We start from the raw sequence: 16,845 nt of genomic DNA, 5'->3' as shown, positions 1-16,845 counted from the left end.
GCCGAAATCGCGAATTCCGGCCGCCCAGCCATCGACATTTCCACCGCCTATTTCGAATATCCGCGGTGCTTGTCATACGCCGCGATCTGAGCGGCGTCGAGAACCTGCGTCACCTCAAGATGCGCAGCAAGGTGGATGAACCTCAGCCGCAATCGGCTGGCCTCAGCCTTCGCGAGCAGGTCTTGAAGTGCGGATTCTGTGATGGCCCTTCTCCTGAACGCGCCCTCGAGGTCCCGCTCGGCTGCGACGAAGATAGTGCCTTCTTCCGACGCCCGAGCCTGCATAAGGTCGAAAGCGTTCTGCACTTTCAGGAGCTGATCGTCCCTAAGTCCTAGCTGGTCCTTCATCTGCAGCACATGCGAAGGACCCGGGTAGCCATTGAGCTCGGCAGGCTTCGCAAGGCCCCACCCGCCCCCTCTGGTCAGCTCATCGATGTCCTCTTTCGACAAGGATTTGATGGCTCGACCCGCCTCCGGCGCGTACACCGAGATGCCGTGGTGTGGTCCGTCGGCCCACGCCTGTGTGGGGAGAATTGCGAACGTAAGGCTGACAAGCAGGGATTTCATCGATTGCGTTCCGGTTGATGATGGGAATGCCACTATTGCTTGTCATCCTGATGTAGAACATGATTGAAATCATGTCTGGATTCCTCATGGATCACATTCGCGGCCTCTCGATCGGAAGGAGGACTTTCGGCGCCGGCCAGCACATCTTCAACCAGGGCGACGAGGTCGGAAGCCTGTATCTAGTGGAGTCCGGCGTCGTTCATCTCGTTCGGCATCAAGCCGATGGCGATCTCGCGGTGCTGCAGCGAGCGTCGCCAGGCCAGGTTCTTGCGGAAGCCTCCGTCTTCTCCAGCGTCTATCATTGTGACGCCGTTGCCGTGACTGACGTGAACACAACGCCGGTTCCGCTCCAATTGATCAGAGGTGCCCTGCGCAGCAATCCGGACTTCGCCGAGAGCTGGGCGTCGTACCTTTCCTACCAGCTACAGCAGACGAGGAAGCGCGCGGAGATCGGCAGCCTAAAGACAGTGGCTGCTCGTCTTGAATCCTGGCTCGCATGGAACGACGGCGTGCTGCCGTCGAAGGGAGAATGGAAGTCGTTGGCGGAAGATATCGGCGTGTCGCCGGAAGCCCTCTATCGGGAGCTGTCGAAGCGGCGAAGTTCTTTTGTGCAGGATCGGACTTGACCTTCCCATGGTTGGAAGCCCCATATCGGAGCGGTCACACGATTGGAGACCCATTATGTACGAATTCGAAATTCAGAACATGACCTGCGGCCATTGCGCGAGCACGGTGGAGAAGGCGATCAAGACGGCTGATCCGGAAGCTTCCGCCAGCATCGATCTTGAGGCCAGGACTGCAAAGGTTGAAACGAAGAACGATCCAGCCGCGATCAATGCTGCCATTGAGAAAGCGGGCTACCCATCCCGTTTCAAGCACGTGTGATTGCCGTCGCGGAGCACCGAGTCAAACAGAGTGTTCCGCGACGAAGCCCGGACCGTCACCGGGGCAACTTATAGGTCAGCGGCGACTGCCGATACGCCTCTTCGCAGCGCGGCGAACAAAACCATGGCCCCTGCGGCTCGGCCCGCCGATAGGATGAGTATGGTGCGTGCATCTTGCACACCGGATCGATCCAGGCCGGGTCGGCCGACGGAGCAAGCTCGATTTCATAGATTGGGATCTCCCCGGCTACCGATCTAAGCGCCGCCGTTCCGAGGTCGCGCACGAGGATGCCTCTGGCGATAGCCGCCTCGGCAATGGGTTGAGTGGCAAGCAATTGACCGGGCGATGCGAGCGCGGCGATCCGTGCTGCAATGTTGACGGTCGATCCAAAGAGATCGCCAGCTCTGCAAATGACCGGCCCGTGATTCACCCCAGCCCGAGTGAGCGGTAGCCGCGATTCTTTGCGGCATGCCTGCAAGAGCGTTCCAAGTACCTGGATCGCCGTTTCGGGCTCGGGAAACGAGAGCATTGCCTCATCGCCGATCCATTTGATCGGAGGTTCGTAACCGCTGAGAGCGTCGCGGACCATGCTTTCGAACACCTCAAGCACGTCAAGCGCGGCTGCGTCTCCATAAACGTCCGCGATCGCACTGAATCCCGCGATATCTATGAACGCAACGGTGACCGATGCCTTTGCCGAATCCTCTCGCTGCCTCGCGTGGCTGTCCATCACCGCTCCTATTGGCAGCCTGCGCTGGAGGAAGTGGAAACAAGCGCACCTGGAAAGCTGCAAAAATCGCTCCGTTGATTATCAAGGATATGAGGATTGAACTCAAGAAGATCGAGAGACAATTTGGAAAGCAAGACGCCCCTTGACCTTCCCATCATGGGAAGGATTACCTATGTGTGCAGTTCAACAAGGGCTCCTCCCATGACTGCCATATCAAGGATTGAAAACTCGACAGCATCGCCAATTCCGACCGAGTTCGGGATCGCGGGCATGTCGTGCGCGTCGTGCGTCGCCAGAGTGGAACGGGCGATCAAGGCCGTTCCCGGCGTCGACACGGCATCGGTGAACCTCGCGACCGAACGTGCGACGGTGACATTCAGGGACACGGTGGACGCTGCCGCTGTCCAGCGAGCCATAGAGGGCGCAGGCTACGAGGCGAGGATCGATACGCTGGAGATGCTTGTCGAAGGCATGACCTGCGCGTCCTGCGTCTCCCGCGTCGAGCGCGCTCTGAAGGCCGTGCCGGGGGTGGTCGATGCATCTGTCAATCTGGCGACGGAGAAGGCAACCGTCCGCTACGCGGCGGGTGTGGCGTCTATCCGCGCATTGGAGGACGCGATCCGCACTGCCGGATACGAGCCGAAGCCAGCAAGCCAGCCTCACGACGCAGCAGGCCTCGACCGCCGCGATGTCGAAATGCGTTCGCTCGCGGTCCGACTTGGGCTATCCGCAATTCTCACCCTGCCGCTGTTCGTGATCGAAATGGGCTCGCACTTCATACCGGGGGTCCATGAGTTCGTCATGGAAACCTTCGGAATGCGGGAGAGCCTCTACCTGCAGTTCGCGCTGGCAACCGTCGTCCTGTTCGGCCCTGGTCTGGCCTTCTTTCGGAAGGGCGTACCCAATCTCCTGCGGCTGGCGCCCGACATGAACTCGCTGGTCGTGCTCGGGACCTCTGCGGCCTGGGCGTATTCCGTCATGGCGACGTTCATCCCCGCCGCCCTGCCTGCAGGAACCGAGAACGTCTACTATGAGGCCGCAGCCGTCATCGTGACCCTCATACTGCTCGGCCGCTACCTCGAAGCGCGCGCGAAGGGAAAGACGAGCGAAGCAATCAGGCGCCTCGTCGGCCTGCAGCCGAAGACGGCGCATGTGCAGCGCGATGGCGTCTACGTCGAGACCGACATCTCCGAGGTCGTGGTCGGCGACACGCTCCGCATCCGTCCGGGGGAAAGGATTCCCGTGGATGGAACGGTCCTCGAAGGAGAATCCTTCGTCGACGAATCCATGATCACGGGCGAGCCTGTTCCGGTGGAGAAGACAGTCGGCGCGACGGTCGTCGGCGGCACTGTCAACGGCACCGGCGTGTTCACGTTCGCCGCGACGAAGGTCGGCGCGGAGACCATCCTCGCGCAGATCATCCGAATGGTCGAGACCGCCCAGGGATCGAAGCTGCCGATCCAGGCGCTCGTCGACCGGGTCACGGGCTGGTTCGTCCCGGTGGTGATGGCGGCCGCGCTCGCGACCTTCCTTGCATGGTTGGCCTTCGGTCCCTCCCCGGCGCTCTCGTTCGCTCTCGTGAACGCCGTCGCGGTGCTGATCATCGCCTGCCCCTGCGCCATGGGGCTTGCAACGCCGACCTCGATCATGGTGGCGACCGGGCGCGCCGCCGAGCTTGGCATCTTGTTCCGGAAAGGCGAAGCACTGCAAGCGTTGCGTGACGTGGACGTGGTCGCCATCGACAAGACGGGCACGCTCACCAAAGGAAAGCCGGAACTGACCGATCTCGTCGCCGCCGAAGGATTTGACGAGGCCGAGGTCCTGCGGCTGGTCGCGAGCGTCGAGGCGCTTTCGGAACATCCTATCGCCAAGGCCATCGCCGCGGCCGCCGCGGAACGTGACATCGCGCTTGCCGAAACGACCGGCTTCAAGGCGTCCGTCGGGCTTGGCGTGCGCGGAACCGTCGACGGCAAGGCAATCATGGTTGCCGCGGCAAGGGCTCTGGAATCCGCCGGCATCGGACTCACTGTCTTCGCGCCACTCGCCCAACAGCTCGCCGAAGAAGGAAAGTCGCCGCTCTACGCGGCTGTCGACGGCAGGCTCGCGGCCATCATCGCCGTATCCGATCCGGTGAAGGAAACCACGCCCGCCGCAGTCGCGGCACTGCACCGGCTCGGCCTCAGAGTGGCCATGGTGACCGGCGACAACCGCAGAACCGCCGAAGCCGTCGCCGCCCGTCTCGGGATCGACGAGGTTGTCGCCGAGGTTCTACCGGAGGGCAAGGTCGACGCCGTCGCAAAGCTGCGCGACGGCGGCAGGAAGGTCGCATTCGTCGGAGACGGCATAAACGACGCGCCGGCGCTCTCGGAAGCCGACGTCGGGCTCGCCGTCGGAACAGGGACGGACATTGCCATCGAAAGCGCCGACGTCGTCCTGATGTCGGGCGACCTCTCCGGCGTGCCGAAGGCGATCGCCATCAGCAAGGCGACGCTTCGGAATATCAAGCAGAACCTGTTCTGGGCTTTCGCCTATAACGCGGTTCTCATTCCAGTTGCCGCTGGCTTGCTTTATCCGCTGGACGGCACGCTCATGTCTCCGGCGCTCGCTGCGGCTGCGATGGGAATGTCGAGCGTGTTCGTGCTCGGCAACGCTCTGAGACTCCGTGCTTTCAAGGCGCCGTCATTCTGAAACATAGGCGTCACAGACGCTTCCTTCGAGGAGAAATCGCATGAACATCGGAGAAGCCGCCAAGGCAAGCGGGGTTTCCGCCAAGATGATCCGCTACTACGAGCAGATCGGACTGATCACGCCCGCGCACAGGACGCAGGCCAGCTACCGGACCTACACCGACAACGACATCCACACGCTCCGCTTTATCCGCGGCGCGCGTGACCTGGGCTTCTCGGTCGAACAGATGAGGACGCTTCTGGCACTGTGGCGCGACCGGACGAGGGCAAGCGCGGATGTCAAGGCGATGGCGCTAGAGCACGTTGCCGAGTTGGAACGGAAGGCGGAAGCGATCATTGCGATGACCAAAACGCTCAAGCATCTGGCCAGCCATTGCCACGGCGACGATCGGCCCGATTGTCCGATCATCGACGAAATTGCCAACGCTGGCGCAATGAGCGACCTGCTTCCCATGGACGCGAGATTCGGCGTCGGCGGACTCAGGGCCGAGTAGCGGAACGAATCCTGCGCCTCAGCGGTGGATCCTGAACGCCGCGTGGCACGTCGTGCAGGTCTGCAGCATCAGATGGAAGACGTGCTCTGCGGAAATGGAGGAGAGTTCCGTCTCGTTCCGGACGTGAATCCCAAGCGGCCCGCCGCCCTTCGGCTCGCCCGGCTTCATCCGCATGCGCTCGGTCATCGCTCCTGGGCTGGCTTCACCCGCGGCATCGAGCGCCAGTGCGTAGTTCCGGAGGTCATCGGCGAGACGGTCGAAGCGATCGCGCTCCTGGGCGATGTCCGGTTTCGCCTTCGACCTCGGATCGTCTGTGCCGCCGGCGAAGTGGCCGGCCAGCACCGCGCCGGCCCGGTCCACGATGATGTCAGCCGCCCGCCTGAACTCCGTTGATGAATAGGACTCGGGAGCCCGGAACATGTCCGAGATTGTCTTCGCTGCGTCGGACATCGCCTTCATGTCGGCCTGCCGGAGCGCGACGATGTCGTCTGACGGAGGCGCTGAGGTGGATACGGACGTGGCTGCGACGAATCCCAGGACGAGAGCCGATCTTAAAATGATCAAAGAAACCTCACACAGATGATGCGCCGATCGTGACGACCAGTTTCGGTGGTGTCTCAAAGACATCGCCGAAACCTGATCGACGGCCGTTGTATCTTGCGAAGTTGAGCGAAAAGAGGGCGCGGTGTGCCCTCTCCCGGGTCACGCCGCCATCTTCCGGCAGCTATCGGCGCAACGCCGACAGGCGTCGACGCAGCTCTGCATGTCGCCGATCCGCTCGCAGTCCTCTGCACACTGAGCGCAGATTTCGGCGCATTCCCGGCAGACATGCCTGTGGTGGTCCGAGCCGATCAGCATGAAATGCGCCGAAGTCCGGCAGATCTCCGCGCAGGCCATCATCAGCTTGAAGTGCGGGGGCTTAGTGTGCTCCCCGCCCAGTTCCAGGCAATGCCCCATCGCCATAGACAGGCATTCGCTGTAGCAGGCCAGGCAGTTGTCGATGCAGGCCTTCATTTCAGTCGACATGTGATGCATGGTGCAATCTCCTATTTGACTTCCTTGTCGACCCACTTGGACATCTCCTCGATCTCCTTTTTCTGGGCTTCGATGACCTTCTGGGCCATCTGCTTGGCCTCGTCGTTGTCGCCATACTTGAGTTCAACCTCCGACATGCTGATCGCACCCATGTGGTGGGCGATCATGCCGCAGACGAAGGAGACGTCAGCGTCCTTCTTCATCATTCCCTGCATCATGTTCATGCCCATGTTCTTCATGCCTTCCATCGAGGCCTTCTGGTGGTCGGTCATTTCGCCCATCTGCATGCCCGCCGACGACATGTCCGTCTTCGGCATATCCATGCCCTGGGACTTGCATTTCTCCGGATAGGCGATCGTCGCCTGGGCGGACGCGCCTGATGGAAGGATTGCGAGGGACGCAGCGGCGGCAACCGCGGAAACGGCTAGTGTGGAGAGCGTATTCATGATCGTGCTCCGATATCGGATTGAAGATGGATTGGGTCTTAAGCAGCGGAATTTCGGGGCGGCGGATCGATCGCGCGGATCAGCAGCAGCGGCCGGGAGTCGGACGGCGTTCTTTCGTGCCGACCCCGCTCCAGGCGCGGCGTCTCGACCGCTGCGAGTTCCGGAAGCATCGGACAGCAGTGCGTCGTCGAACAGCACGCGGCCTGCTGTCCGCACACATGCCCGCTATCGCGATGATGCTCCACAGTGACGGGACAATGCCCCGTCTCGACGGCGGACGACCCCGCGGCCATGCCGAAGGGCGCCGCCACCAGTAGGGCGACGACGACGACCTGCGCGTAGTGGAATATGCTCCCAAGTCTCATTTGGTTGGATTTCCGTTCCGCTGTAGAACCGTACGGCTGCAGAAATGTTCCAGATCTCCCTTGATCTGTGGCGGCCTTGCGTTTCGGCAACAGGCCGATGAGAAACATTAACCGCCGCCGGCTAGCCTGCACCTCTTCCGGGAGGGAATCGATGAACGCTGGCTATTCTCTGGCCCAGATAGGACTTCACTGGCTGGTCGCCCTGTTGGTGCCGGTCCAGTATCTGACGGGCGGCAGCATCGAGAGAACCCACCACGCCGTCCACATGGGCATGACGCCGTCGCACTGGGACGTCGTCCAGCACCATCTCCACAACTACGCCGGAATGGCGATCGGCCTGCTGATGGCCGAAAGGCTCGTTCTTCGTATACTTCAGCCGCCTGAAACCGGCGCACCCGGCTCATGGACCGGGCGGGCCGCAACGACGCTCCACCACACCTTCTACGCGGCAATCATCGCGCAGGCCTGCATGGGATTCGTCGCAAGCTATTTCTGGTTCGGGATCGCGCCGTACCATGTCGTCGGGTCGAGGATCATCCTGGCGATGGTCGCGCTGCATTTCGCCGCGGCGGCCTGGCACACGCTCATCGCCCGTGACGCGACAGTCGATCGGATGATCTTCCCGCGCAGGAAGCCGTCAGCCCACGAACTGCAAAGTGGCCAGCGTCAGGACGACGTAGCGGCCCGTCTTGGCGACGAACACGAGGATCGTGAACGGAAGCAGCGGCTCCCTGAGCACTCCGGCGACAATCGTGAGAGCGTCTCCAAACACCGGCATCCAGGAAAGCAACAGCGTCCACTTTCCGTATTTCCTATACCAGCGGGACGAACGTTCGAGCGCCTCCTCACCGACTGGAAACCAGCGCCGATCCCGGAACCTTTCGACGCCGCGGCCGAGAAACCAATTGGCGATGCTTCCAAGCGTGTTTCCGATACTGGCGACGGCGAGTAGAACCAGAACGGAGAACTTGCCGGTGAGAAGAAGACCGACCAGCACGGGCTCCGACTGCATCGGCAGTATCGTCGCCGCACCGAGAGCGGCGGCAAAAAGGCCGAAGTAGGATGCGAAATCGATCATTGTTAGAAAAGAACCAGCCTCTATTGACCTTACCAGCGTTGGAAGCCCTAGCTGTGCACAACGTGATGTTCGCGCCACATAAAGGACTCGAACATCGGCGAGACATAGGTCCTAATTGAAATTGCGCTGCTTTGCATGTAGCTCGTAAGGAATGGGCAATATGTACCGAATCACCGTGAGCAGTCTGCTCGTGATGATGCGGCTGGTGATCATCGTATCACTGGCGGGGTACTCGCTGTCGAACGCCCACGCCGCCATGCACGGCTCCTCGTTCCCGGATCTGGAGGCCGTCGTCTCGGACGTGACACAGTCCCACGAAGGCCACGACATGGCGGACGCGGCCCATCACGGTCACTCGCATGGCGACGAATCCCATGATGGCGATGGCGCGTCGAAGCTCGTCAAGCAGGAATGCTGCAAGGACTTCTGCGGCGGCTTTGGCATCATCTGCGAAGGCCCCGACGTCGGCGGACCCGTCGTGACCTCGATCCGGCAGTTCGCCGACGATCGTACGACCCTCGGCGAACTGCCGGCTCTCCATCGTCCCCCGAATATCTGATTAGAGACGCACCCGCGTGATCGGGTCCATGTCGGTCGCCAGCCTGAATCTAGGCGGGTGCCGTAGGCCATCTCTTATTCGGAAAATTGATAATGAAACCCTCGCTTTTTGTGGTGGGGCTGCCGCTTGTTGTCGGCGGCTGCGCATCCACGCTTCCTCCCGACGTGGTGGCTTTCCCCGCCGCGATCGAAGAGCCGTCTCCCCGCCCGGTCGCATACCGGTCGCCGGTCTCGGGCTACGTCGCCAGGCAGCCGGTCGATCCAAAGCCATGGCGCAGACAGAACGATCTGCAGTCTCCTGAAAAGGGAGAGGCCTCATGATCGGCCTCGGAAAATTCGTCACGGTGCTGACGTTCCCGCTGATCCTGAGCGGCTGCGTCACAGGCGCCGAATATTCAAGCAAGCAAGCTGGTTTTGCTTCCGTTGCCGACAAGACGGCGATTGTGACCACGAAGCAGACGGTCTGGATACAAAACCAGAGCCAGGCCCGCTCGGCGGCTGCGCAGGTCAAAAGCCTGCTCGCGCAAAAGAAGCCGCTCGGCGTCGAGACGGCGGTCCAGATCGCCCTCTTGAACAACAAGGGCCTGCAGGCCGCCTACGCCGATCTCGGCGACAGCGCCGCCGATGCCTGGCAGTCGACAATGTTCATCAACCCGACCGTTTCCATCGGCACGACGGGAATAGGCACCCCGGAACTTGAGGCCTTCAAGACCATCGAGGGGATGATCACGACGAACGTCCTGGCGCTCGCGACGAGAAACCGGGATATCGCGATCGCCGACACCCGCTTCCGCCAGGCGCAGTTGACAGCGGCCGTGAGAACGCTGCAGGTCGCCGCCGACGCGCGGCGTGCCTGGATCGGTGCGGTGGCGGCCTGGGAGAACGTCGGCCAGCTTCAGCGCGCCCAGGCTGCGGCAGACGCCGCTTCGGAGCTCGCGGAGAAGCTGGGCGAGACAGGCGCGATGGCCAAGGGCGCCCAGGCCCGCGAGCACGTCTTCGTCGCCGAACTTGCCGGAGAGACGGCGAAGGCCCGACTGGCGGCGCGGCTTGCCAAGGAGGAGCTGACCCGGCTCATGGGCCTGTGGGGCTCGGACCTTGATTACCAGGTTCCGAACGGCCTGCCGCCGCTACCGAAATCCGTCGTCAAACGGGACACTATCGAGGCCGAGGCTCTTAAGAACCGCATCGACCTTCAGGTCGCGAAGCTCGAACTCGAAGCCACCGCCAGATCGTACGGCCTCACCGAGGTGACACGCTATGTCACCGACCTCGAAATCCTGACCGGCTTTGAAACGGAACGGGAAATTGAGGACGACGAGAAGAAGACGGAAACGACAGCCCAGGTCGAACTGGAATTCGCCATTCCGATCTTCGACACCGGCAAGGCCCGGATGCGCAAGGCCGAGCTGGCATACATGCGGGCTGCGAACCTGCTTGCAGAAAAGGCCGTCAACGTCCGCTCGGAGGCGAGGTCCGCCTACGAGGCCTATCGCTCGAACTACGACATCGCCCGGCACTACCGCAACAGCGTTGTGCCGCTGCGCACCAAGGTCGAGGAGGAATCCCTGCTGACCTACAACGGCATGATCTCGAACACTTTCGAGCTGCTGACCGACACGCGCGACAAGATCAACTCCATCCTGCTCTCCGTCAACGCAAAGCGCGACTTCTGGCTCGCCGAAGCCAATCTCGCGCCAGCGATCTATGGCGGCGGCGCGACGACCGCATCGGCAGAGACCGAAGTCGCCGCTGCCCCCGAAGGCGGCGGTGGCGGCGGCCATTGAGAAAGGAACTCACCATGTTCAACAGACGACAACTGTTCGGTGCCAGCGCTGCCCTGCTGGCGGCAGGCGCCTGGACCAAGACGTCGGCCATGGGCCTGCCCGACGCGCCGACAATGGACTCGGCGGACATGCAGCCGCCGCTCCATCCGACCTCGGGACCGGACTATCAGCCGGTGGTCACCCTCAACGGCTGGACCCTGCCCCACCGGATGAACAACGGCGTCAAGGAATTCCATCTCGTCGCCGAGCCGGTCGAACGCGAGATGGCCGAGGGCATGACGGCCTATCTCTGGGGCTACAATGGCCAATCGCCGGGACCGACGATCGAGGCCGTCGAAGGCGACCGCGTCCGCATATTCGTGACGAACAAGCTGCCGGAGCACACGACGATCCACTGGCACGGCATGATCCTGCCGTCCGGCATGGACGGCGTCGGCGGCCTCACGCAGCCGCACATCCCGGTCGGGAAGACTTACGTCTACGAGTTCGACCTCGTGAAATCAGGCACCTTCATGTACCACCCGCATTCCGACGAGATGGTGCAGATGGCAATGGGCATGATGGGTTTCTTCGTTGTCCATCCGAAGGATTCGACGTTCATGCCCGTCGACCGCGACTTCGTCTTTTTGCTCAACGCCTACGACATTGACCCGGGCTCCTACGTGCCGCGCGTCATGGAGATGACCGACTTCAACATGTGGTGCTGGAACAGCCGCGTGTTTCCGGGCATCAGCCCGCTGGTCGTCTCGAAGAACGACAGGGTGCGGGTCCGCGTCGGCAATCTGACGATGAGCAACCATCCCGTCCACATGCATGGCTACGACTTCGAGGTGACATGCACGGATGGCGGATGGGTGCGCCCGGAGGCGCGATGGCCGGAGGTCAGCATCGATATCCCGGTCGGTGCGATGCGGGCCTATGAGTTCGACGCCAAGTACCTCGGCGACTGGGCGATCCACTGCCACAAGTCGCATCATACGATGAACGCCATGGGGCACGACATCCCGACCTTCATCGGCGCCGACAAGTCGAAGGTCGCCGAGAAGATCCGAAAGCTGCAACCGGAATACATGCCCATGGGCACCAAGGGCATGGCCGACATGGGCGAAATGGAAATGCCCATCCCCGAAAACACCGTTCCGATGATGACCGGCTGGGGGCCGCACGGTCCTATCGAGATGGGCGGCATGTTCTCGGTCGTCAAAGTCCGCGAAGGCATCTCGGCGGACGATTACTCCGATCCGGGCTGGTACGAAAACCCGCCCGGGACGCAGGCCTGGGAGTGGACCGGCGAACTGCCGGACGCGACCAAGGCCAAAGACGCGAAGACGCAAATCACGCCCAAGCCGACAAACGGCTGAGGCTCAATCTCCCATATCCAAAAAGGATCTACGCATGAAGAACTATGTACTGGCACTGGCGCTCGTCGCCCTCGCAACCCCGGCGCTCGCTTCCGGCAATCACGCTGGCGGCCATGGTGAGAAAATGGCAGTCGGCGAGCCCGGCGACAAGGCCAAGGCGACGCAGACGATCCGCGTCACGATGAAGGAAACCGACGATGGCAAGATGCTGTTCACGCCGGCCGTCTTCAACGTCCGCAAGGGACAGACGGTCAAGATCGCCATCAAGAATGCCGGGACCGTCGATCATGAGTTCGTGCTCGACCAGGAAGACAAGATCCTCGAGCACAAGGCGGTCATGGAGAAGTTCCCCGAGATGGAGCATGACGATCCGAACTCGATCCGCCTTCCGGCCGGTCAATCCGGCGAGATCGTCTGGAAGTTCACCTCCGACGGCGCGTTCAAGTTCGCCTGCCTGATCCCCGGCCACTACGAAGCCGGCATGCACGGCGATGTCACCGTCGCTGGGAAGTAACCCTCACCAAAAGGAGCCATGAAGATGAAAATCGCAATGATCAAAATCGGGCTAGCCGTCCTGCTCTCAACCAGCGCAGCCTTCGGTGCCTTCGCCCAGGAATTCACGAAGGGCATGGTGAACAAGGTCGACACCAAGGCGAAGAAGGTCACCATCAAGCATGAGGATCTGAAGAGCCTCGACATGCCCGCGATGACGATGGTGTTCCGCGTCGAAGACCCGGCCCTGCTTGAGAAGCTGAAGGAGGGCTCTAGCATCGAGTTCGTTGCCGAACGCGTGAATGGCAAGCTGACTGTCACCGAAGTAAAATAGCGGAACTGCTGCCGCCCGGACTAATCCGGGCGGCAGCAGTTCGAGGAGTGGAGACCATGCACAGGAGAAGCTTTGTTGCAATGGCGAGTTCAGCTCTGGTCCTTCTTGCCGGAAGAGCCTATGGCACCCTGCCGACGGAGATGACGATCTACAAAGATCCGACCTGCGGCTGCTGCCAGGCATGGGCGAAGGCGATGGCCGCCGCAGGCTATTCCGTCGACGTCCGCGATACGGGCGATCTTGCCACGATCAAGGCGCGGTTGAGCGTGCCCGCCGATATGGAAGGCTGCCACACCGCCGTTGTCGAGGAATATTACCTTGAGGGTCACGTGCCGCTCGAGGCCGTCCAGCGGCTGCTGCGGGAGCGCCCCTCCCTCCGGGGGCTGGCCGTGCCCGGCATGCCGCCTGGTTCGTTGGGAATGGGCGACGACCCGCAGGCATCCTATGACGTTTATGCGATCCCCTCGGGGACCGGAGCGCCATACGTGTTCATGGAGATCCGCCCCCGGAAGGGCTGATGCCTCGATCGATCGTACTACCGCTCAGGAACCCGGAGCGGCGCAGAGCGCTGCCCATAGATCGTGCTTCCAGTCGGCCCCCGGCCGCGCCGACACGTCGATCGCGTAGTCGGCGGAATTGATCCGCACCCTGGCGGGCGAAACGCAGCGAACACTTGCCTCGTGTCTTCCTCTGTCCCGATAGAGCACTGTCCCACCACCGTCGAACTCCGACAGCGTGATGACGACGTCGAAATCGAACGTGGGATCGCGCGCGGGCCTGCCTTCCGCCAGACTGAGGCTGACCGACCGGCTGCTGCCGAACGAAGCCGTATGGAAGATCGCAAGCTCAGATGCTGCCGACATCGATGCGGATTGCGCACAAAGGATCAAAGTCAGAAGGACCCGGCGCATTTACCCCTCCCGCGGTGAATGCGTCCGCATCCTATCATATCCTGGGAGGCTCCGCGACTATTCACAGAGTCTCCCAGGCCGGATCCGCCGGCTCCGTTAAGCCCCCCGGCATTATGTCCTCGCCTTACGCCATCCAACTGAATTCGTTGATCGATCGCATTTGACCGAATCCTTTCCCGGGCTCTTAAGAGGGTGCCGATATGGGACAACGGATATGAGGGGAAAGATGGATCCGGAAGCATTCGACACCACGAAGAGTGACTTGATGTCCTTTCAGAAGGACATCATCGCCCTGGCTACGCAGATGTCAGATGCACTGGCTGAGCTGGAGCAGTCAGTGCCGTTCCGCAAAGTCCGCGTCCAGCTCCGGATCGGGTGCGGGGGCACCTCCGCCTGCGCTCGAACCTCGGAGAGCGACTTCCGACGGCAGGCAGGAAATGATGGCAGCACCCTCAATTGCACCGATGAGGGTTTTTCACCGAAACGAAGCATTATGAAAGGATTCCAGAATGCTGAACATCAAATGCACGATTAAGAATGCCAGCAGCGCAAACGAGGCATATGACTGGAGGATACTGGGGCCTCTCATCAACGAATGCGTTCGGGGAAGCATCTCTCTCGGAGCGGACATCGAGGCGGGTTTCGAATTCCAAGACCTCACGAAGTCAGAAGCACAACCAGTGCGGACATTCGGCTCGACATTCAAGGATCAGCATGGCACTCCGATATGGTCTTGGTTTGCATTCACAAACGAATGGGGGCTGGATCCCCAGGCGGCGATCGTGCGTTATCCAACGACCGAAACAGATGAATTCGATCTGCACGTTGAAAAATACCCGCTCGATTAGCGCGAGGCCGTAATCGGCGTGCCCTGTAGCCAGGCAAGCGCGTCGTTATAGAGCTGTTGAACTTCGGATGAACAATGGCTCCTCACGAAGTCCAAATTTCTCTTCAGTTCGACTCGAACGAAGCCAGCGCGGCTGCCCCTCATCGCGCTGGCCAAAGCCACCGAATATCCCATTTCGATCTGTTTGATTCGAAATTCGTGCATTCTTATCTCCATGCGTTTTTTCATCTCGCATCAGAATGCTTTTCGATCGCGCAAGGCACCACAGGCCATCTAAGTGGTCGCGGTGCAGCATGGACTTCGCATCTCCTCCCCAGAAGGCATCTCGAGGACGGAAGTATTCGGTGATCTCGGACTCGGCTCCAGCTTCCCTCCGCGCTGATCCTAGCCTTGCCCGCCGACGAATCATCGGCGCGCAAGCATCTCCCGAACCTCATCTCCGGACAGCAGCTCTCTTTTCATGATCTCCTTCGCGAGGGTGTCGACATCTTCGAGCCGTTTCCGGACAATCTCCTTGGCCCGTTCGAGTTCGGCGGTGAGAAGCTTCTCCACGCGTTTGCGCAGGACAGGATCGGAGCGACGCAGCTTCTCAATATCCTCGGAAGTTTTCACGTCGCTGTAGGAAAGCCCGTGCCCCATGCCCAACGTCGCCTCCATAACCGTCGCGATATCAGCAGCGCGATGGAGATCTGAGCCGTTCATGCCCCCTGAACCGTCAGTAACAAACCCTAGAACAACTTCTTCGGCTGCCCTGCCCCCAAGAACCGTGGCGATCTCGTTCGCATAGGACCCCCGCGTCCTCTGTAGCAGTTTGGTACGCCGCCAGACAACATAGCCGGCGCTATCGTCGCAGGGCGACAACTCCCGTACCACCGTTATGACCGCGATCTCACCGTATGCCAGCTCTGTCCCCACGACGGCATGCCCGGCCTCGTGCACGCACGCAGTGCGTCGCGTGAATGGATCAAGAGGCATCAATGAAGGTGTGACAGCCCGGACATCGTCGGCGGTGACCGATCGCCCTGCGCGTCTGGCCTGCTTCCGCGCATCCCGGGCGAGCTGGGCAAGAGCCGCGCCGGAATATCCCCTTGTGGCGCGCGCGGAATGGGCGAGCACATCCGGAGAAACTTCCGTTCCCAGGTGCAGTGTCAGGATGTCCTTCCGTGCGTCATGGTCGGGAAGCTCGACCTTGATGTGCCTGTCGAGGCGACCGGGTCGCCGCAGTGCGGGATCGATCGCATCCGGGTAGTTTGTCGCCGCGATGACGACGACGCCGTCGCGGCGGGGTGACCCATCGAGAGCCTCAAGAATACCGTTCACTACCTGGACGCAGTAATTTGCATTGTCGCCCCTGAATTTCGCTCGGTCCCCAACCGCGTCGAATTCGTCCAGGAAGAGGATGCAGGGCGCTTTCTCTGCCGCTTCGCTGAATGTCTTTCTCATGGCGGCCAAGAAATCTCCGAGGTGCCCTTTAGCCTGCCACGTAGCACAGGACGCACTTACGAACGCGGCGCCACAGGTCTTTGCAACCGCCTGCGCGAACATCGTCTTGCCGGTGCCCGGCGGTCCGCTTAACAGGAGGCCGCAATCAATGTCGCTCCAAGCCAGCGATCCGTGCGTCCACCCGCGAAGGTCCTCGGCGAGGTCCAAAGCCCATTCCTTTGCTTGCCCGAAACCCGGGAGTTCTTCGACACCGAAGCTCACGGGGCCTATCGGTGGCCTCTCGGCTTTTGCTTCAACCGCGTCCGACAGCCGCGCGAGAGCCTGCTGAACGCTTCTGCCCGGTCGAAGTGCCTGGAAGATCAAGTCCTGGGGATACGACAGCAATAACCGGGCTTCCTCAAGGGTGGTCGGTTCTCTGCGCAAGGTCTTGATGGCCGCCACCAGATGGGACGGGCGGATCTCCTCGACTTGCATGACTTCGTCCAGGGACACCCTTATGTCGGAGGGAATGGCGACCCCATGAGGTATGAGTAGCACGACGCCAGTCTTCGCCTTCAGGATGTCCGCCGCCTGAAGCCAGTTAGCGTTACCACGATGGGAGACTTCAACGGCGCACTGCGCGTAGAGTTCGCTGCGCTTGGTGGATCGCAGGACGTTCCTGAGCGCATCGTCATATTTTTCGATTTCTCTGTCCCGGGGGATGATGAGCCCTACAGCCTTCTCGTTGCGCATGAAGACATCTGCCTTGCGCAAGGCTTTGCGAACCGAATAGGAGCATGCGGTCACCTCGAGGGTCGCCGCGCGTTCGGAAAAATTCATGTTCATGGTA

General features: G+C 61.3%; 23 protein-coding genes and 1 pseudogene. 14 read left to right on the top strand and 10 right to left on the bottom strand.

The genetic code is table 11. The annotated features are described in order from the left end of the window. Window positions 1-47: 47 nt before the first annotated feature. Complete coding sequence (locus CO655_RS14690) at window positions 48-566, bottom strand: hypothetical protein (RefSeq protein ID WP_245423813.1); 519 nt, start codon at window positions 564-566, stop codon at window positions 48-50. A gap of 59 nt (window positions 567-625) precedes the next feature. Here CO655_RS14690 and CO655_RS14685 point away from each other — a divergent pair, with 59 nt between their 5' ends. Further along, the gene (locus CO655_RS14685) at window positions 626-1,192 is read left to right on the top strand and encodes a Crp/Fnr family transcriptional regulator (protein ID WP_097665208.1); all 567 of its coding nucleotides are present in this window, start codon (window positions 626-628) and stop codon (window positions 1,190-1,192) included. 55 nt (window positions 1,193-1,247) lie between these two features. Next, complete coding sequence (locus CO655_RS14680; protein WP_097665207.1) at window positions 1,248-1,451, top strand: heavy-metal-associated domain-containing protein; 204 nt, start codon at window positions 1,248-1,250, stop codon at window positions 1,449-1,451. A 55-nt stretch (window positions 1,452-1,506) separates the two neighbouring features. Here CO655_RS14680 and CO655_RS14675 read toward each other — a convergent pair whose 3' ends face one another. Further along, window positions 1,507-2,181, bottom strand: a complete 675-nt coding sequence (locus tag CO655_RS14675; protein WP_097665206.1) for an adenylate/guanylate cyclase domain-containing protein — start codon at window positions 2,179-2,181, stop codon at window positions 1,507-1,509. 201 nt (window positions 2,182-2,382) lie between these two features. Here CO655_RS14675 and CO655_RS14670 point away from each other — a divergent pair, with 201 nt between their 5' ends. Both CO655_RS14670 and cueR read left to right on the top strand, forming a co-directional pair. Further along, window positions 2,383-4,869: a heavy metal translocating P-type ATPase gene (locus CO655_RS14670; RefSeq protein WP_097665205.1), complete on the top strand. Its 2,487-nt coding sequence runs from the start codon at window positions 2,383-2,385 to the stop codon at window positions 4,867-4,869. A 40-nt stretch (window positions 4,870-4,909) separates the two neighbouring features. Next, window positions 4,910-5,362: a Cu(I)-responsive transcriptional regulator gene (gene cueR, locus CO655_RS14665; RefSeq protein ID WP_097665204.1), complete on the top strand. Its 453-nt coding sequence runs from the start codon at window positions 4,910-4,912 to the stop codon at window positions 5,360-5,362. Window positions 5,363-5,380: 18 nt separating this feature from the next. Here the strand turns inward: cueR and CO655_RS14660 are convergent, their stop codons facing one another. From CO655_RS14660 to CO655_RS14645, 4 genes are all read right to left on the bottom strand, one after another. Continuing rightward, on the bottom strand, window positions 5,381-5,899 hold the full coding sequence (locus CO655_RS14660; protein WP_280953069.1) for a cytochrome c: 519 nt from the start codon (window positions 5,897-5,899) through the stop codon (window positions 5,381-5,383). A gap of 165 nt (window positions 5,900-6,064) precedes the next feature. After that, a complete protein-coding gene (locus CO655_RS14655; RefSeq protein ID WP_097665202.1) occupies window positions 6,065-6,397 on the bottom strand; it encodes a four-helix bundle copper-binding protein in 333 nt (110 codons plus the stop codon). A gap of 11 nt (window positions 6,398-6,408) precedes the next feature. Then, entirely contained in the window at window positions 6,409-6,843 is a 435-nt protein-coding gene (locus CO655_RS14650; protein WP_097665200.1) for a DUF305 domain-containing protein, read from the bottom strand. Window positions 6,844-6,881: 38 nt separating this feature from the next. Further along, a complete protein-coding gene (locus tag CO655_RS14645; RefSeq protein WP_245423809.1) occupies window positions 6,882-7,316 on the bottom strand; it encodes a hypothetical protein in 435 nt (144 codons plus the stop codon). 43 nt (window positions 7,317-7,359) lie between these two features. Here CO655_RS14645 and CO655_RS14640 point away from each other — a divergent pair. Then, window positions 7,360-7,860: pseudogene (locus CO655_RS14640) on the top strand (cytochrome b/b6 domain-containing protein); the annotation flags it as partial. Here the strand turns inward: CO655_RS14640 and CO655_RS14635 are convergent. Next, a complete protein-coding gene (locus CO655_RS14635; RefSeq protein WP_097665199.1) occupies window positions 7,846-8,286 on the bottom strand; it encodes a YqaA family protein in 441 nt (146 codons plus the stop codon). The pseudogene CO655_RS14640 and the gene CO655_RS14635 sit on opposite strands and share 15 nt — an antisense overlap. 160 nt (window positions 8,287-8,446) lie before the next feature. On the opposite strand from CO655_RS14635, the gene CO655_RS14630 reads away from it, so the two are divergent. From CO655_RS14630 to CO655_RS14600, 7 genes are all read left to right on the top strand, one after another. Continuing rightward, window positions 8,447-8,845, top strand: coding sequence for a hypothetical protein (locus tag CO655_RS14630; protein ID WP_097665257.1), 399 nt, complete (start codon window positions 8,447-8,449; stop codon window positions 8,843-8,845). A gap of 92 nt (window positions 8,846-8,937) precedes the next feature. Continuing rightward, the gene (locus CO655_RS14625) at window positions 8,938-9,165 is read left to right on the top strand and encodes a hypothetical protein (protein ID WP_040141078.1); all 228 of its coding nucleotides are present in this window, start codon (window positions 8,938-8,940) and stop codon (window positions 9,163-9,165) included. Then, window positions 9,162-10,628 (top strand): TolC family protein, encoded by a 1,467-nt coding sequence (locus CO655_RS14620; protein ID WP_097665198.1) that lies wholly within the window; start codon window positions 9,162-9,164, stop codon window positions 10,626-10,628. Before CO655_RS14625 ends, CO655_RS14620 begins: the two co-directional genes overlap by 4 nt. Before the next feature lie 14 nt (window positions 10,629-10,642). Further along, window positions 10,643-11,989 carry a copper oxidase gene (locus CO655_RS14615; RefSeq protein WP_097665197.1) on the top strand — a complete coding sequence of 449 codons (1,347 nt, stop codon included), beginning with the start codon at window positions 10,643-10,645 and terminating at the stop codon, window positions 11,987-11,989. 34 nt (window positions 11,990-12,023) lie between these two features. Further along, complete coding sequence (locus CO655_RS14610) at window positions 12,024-12,503, top strand: plastocyanin/azurin family copper-binding protein (RefSeq protein ID WP_097665196.1); 480 nt, start codon at window positions 12,024-12,026, stop codon at window positions 12,501-12,503. 24 nt (window positions 12,504-12,527) lie between these two features. Continuing rightward, window positions 12,528-12,815, top strand: coding sequence for a copper-binding protein (locus CO655_RS14605; protein ID WP_097665255.1), 288 nt, complete (start codon window positions 12,528-12,530; stop codon window positions 12,813-12,815). 56 nt (window positions 12,816-12,871) lie between these two features. Beyond that, window positions 12,872-13,333, top strand: coding sequence for a DUF411 domain-containing protein (locus CO655_RS14600; RefSeq protein ID WP_097665195.1), 462 nt, complete (start codon window positions 12,872-12,874; stop codon window positions 13,331-13,333). Between the two features lie 24 nt (window positions 13,334-13,357). On the opposite strand, the gene CO655_RS14595 is transcribed toward CO655_RS14600, so the two are convergent. Beyond that, window positions 13,358-13,726 carry a hypothetical protein gene (locus CO655_RS14595; protein WP_097665194.1) on the bottom strand — a complete coding sequence of 123 codons (369 nt, stop codon included), beginning with the start codon at window positions 13,724-13,726 and terminating at the stop codon, window positions 13,358-13,360. 226 nt (window positions 13,727-13,952) lie between these two features. On the opposite strand from CO655_RS14595, the gene CO655_RS14590 reads away from it, so the two are divergent. Then, window positions 13,953-14,261, top strand: coding sequence for a hypothetical protein (locus CO655_RS14590; protein WP_141514318.1), 309 nt, complete (start codon window positions 13,953-13,955; stop codon window positions 14,259-14,261). After that, window positions 14,236-14,574, top strand: coding sequence for a hypothetical protein (locus CO655_RS14585; RefSeq protein ID WP_097665192.1), 339 nt, complete (start codon window positions 14,236-14,238; stop codon window positions 14,572-14,574). Before CO655_RS14590 ends, CO655_RS14585 begins: the two co-directional genes overlap by 26 nt. Here CO655_RS14585 and CO655_RS14580 read toward each other — a convergent pair. Both CO655_RS14580 and CO655_RS14575 read right to left on the bottom strand, forming a co-directional pair. After that, window positions 14,571-14,777, bottom strand: a complete 207-nt coding sequence (locus tag CO655_RS14580) for a hypothetical protein (protein WP_141514317.1) — start codon at window positions 14,775-14,777, stop codon at window positions 14,571-14,573. The two genes, CO655_RS14585 and CO655_RS14580, sit on opposite strands and share 4 nt — an antisense overlap. A 201-nt stretch (window positions 14,778-14,978) precedes the next feature. Beyond that, window positions 14,979-16,841 (bottom strand): AAA family ATPase, encoded by a 1,863-nt coding sequence (locus tag CO655_RS14575; RefSeq protein WP_097665189.1) that lies wholly within the window; start codon window positions 16,839-16,841, stop codon window positions 14,979-14,981. Between the last annotated feature and the right edge of the window lie 4 nt (window positions 16,842-16,845).

Source organism: Rhizobium sp. M1 (assembly GCF_002531805.1).
Lineage (GTDB): Bacteria > Pseudomonadota > Alphaproteobacteria > Rhizobiales > Rhizobiaceae > Rhizobium > Rhizobium etli_C.
The sequence above is the reverse complement of the archived record's forward strand: the minus strand, read 5'-3'. Positions and strand labels throughout refer to the sequence as shown.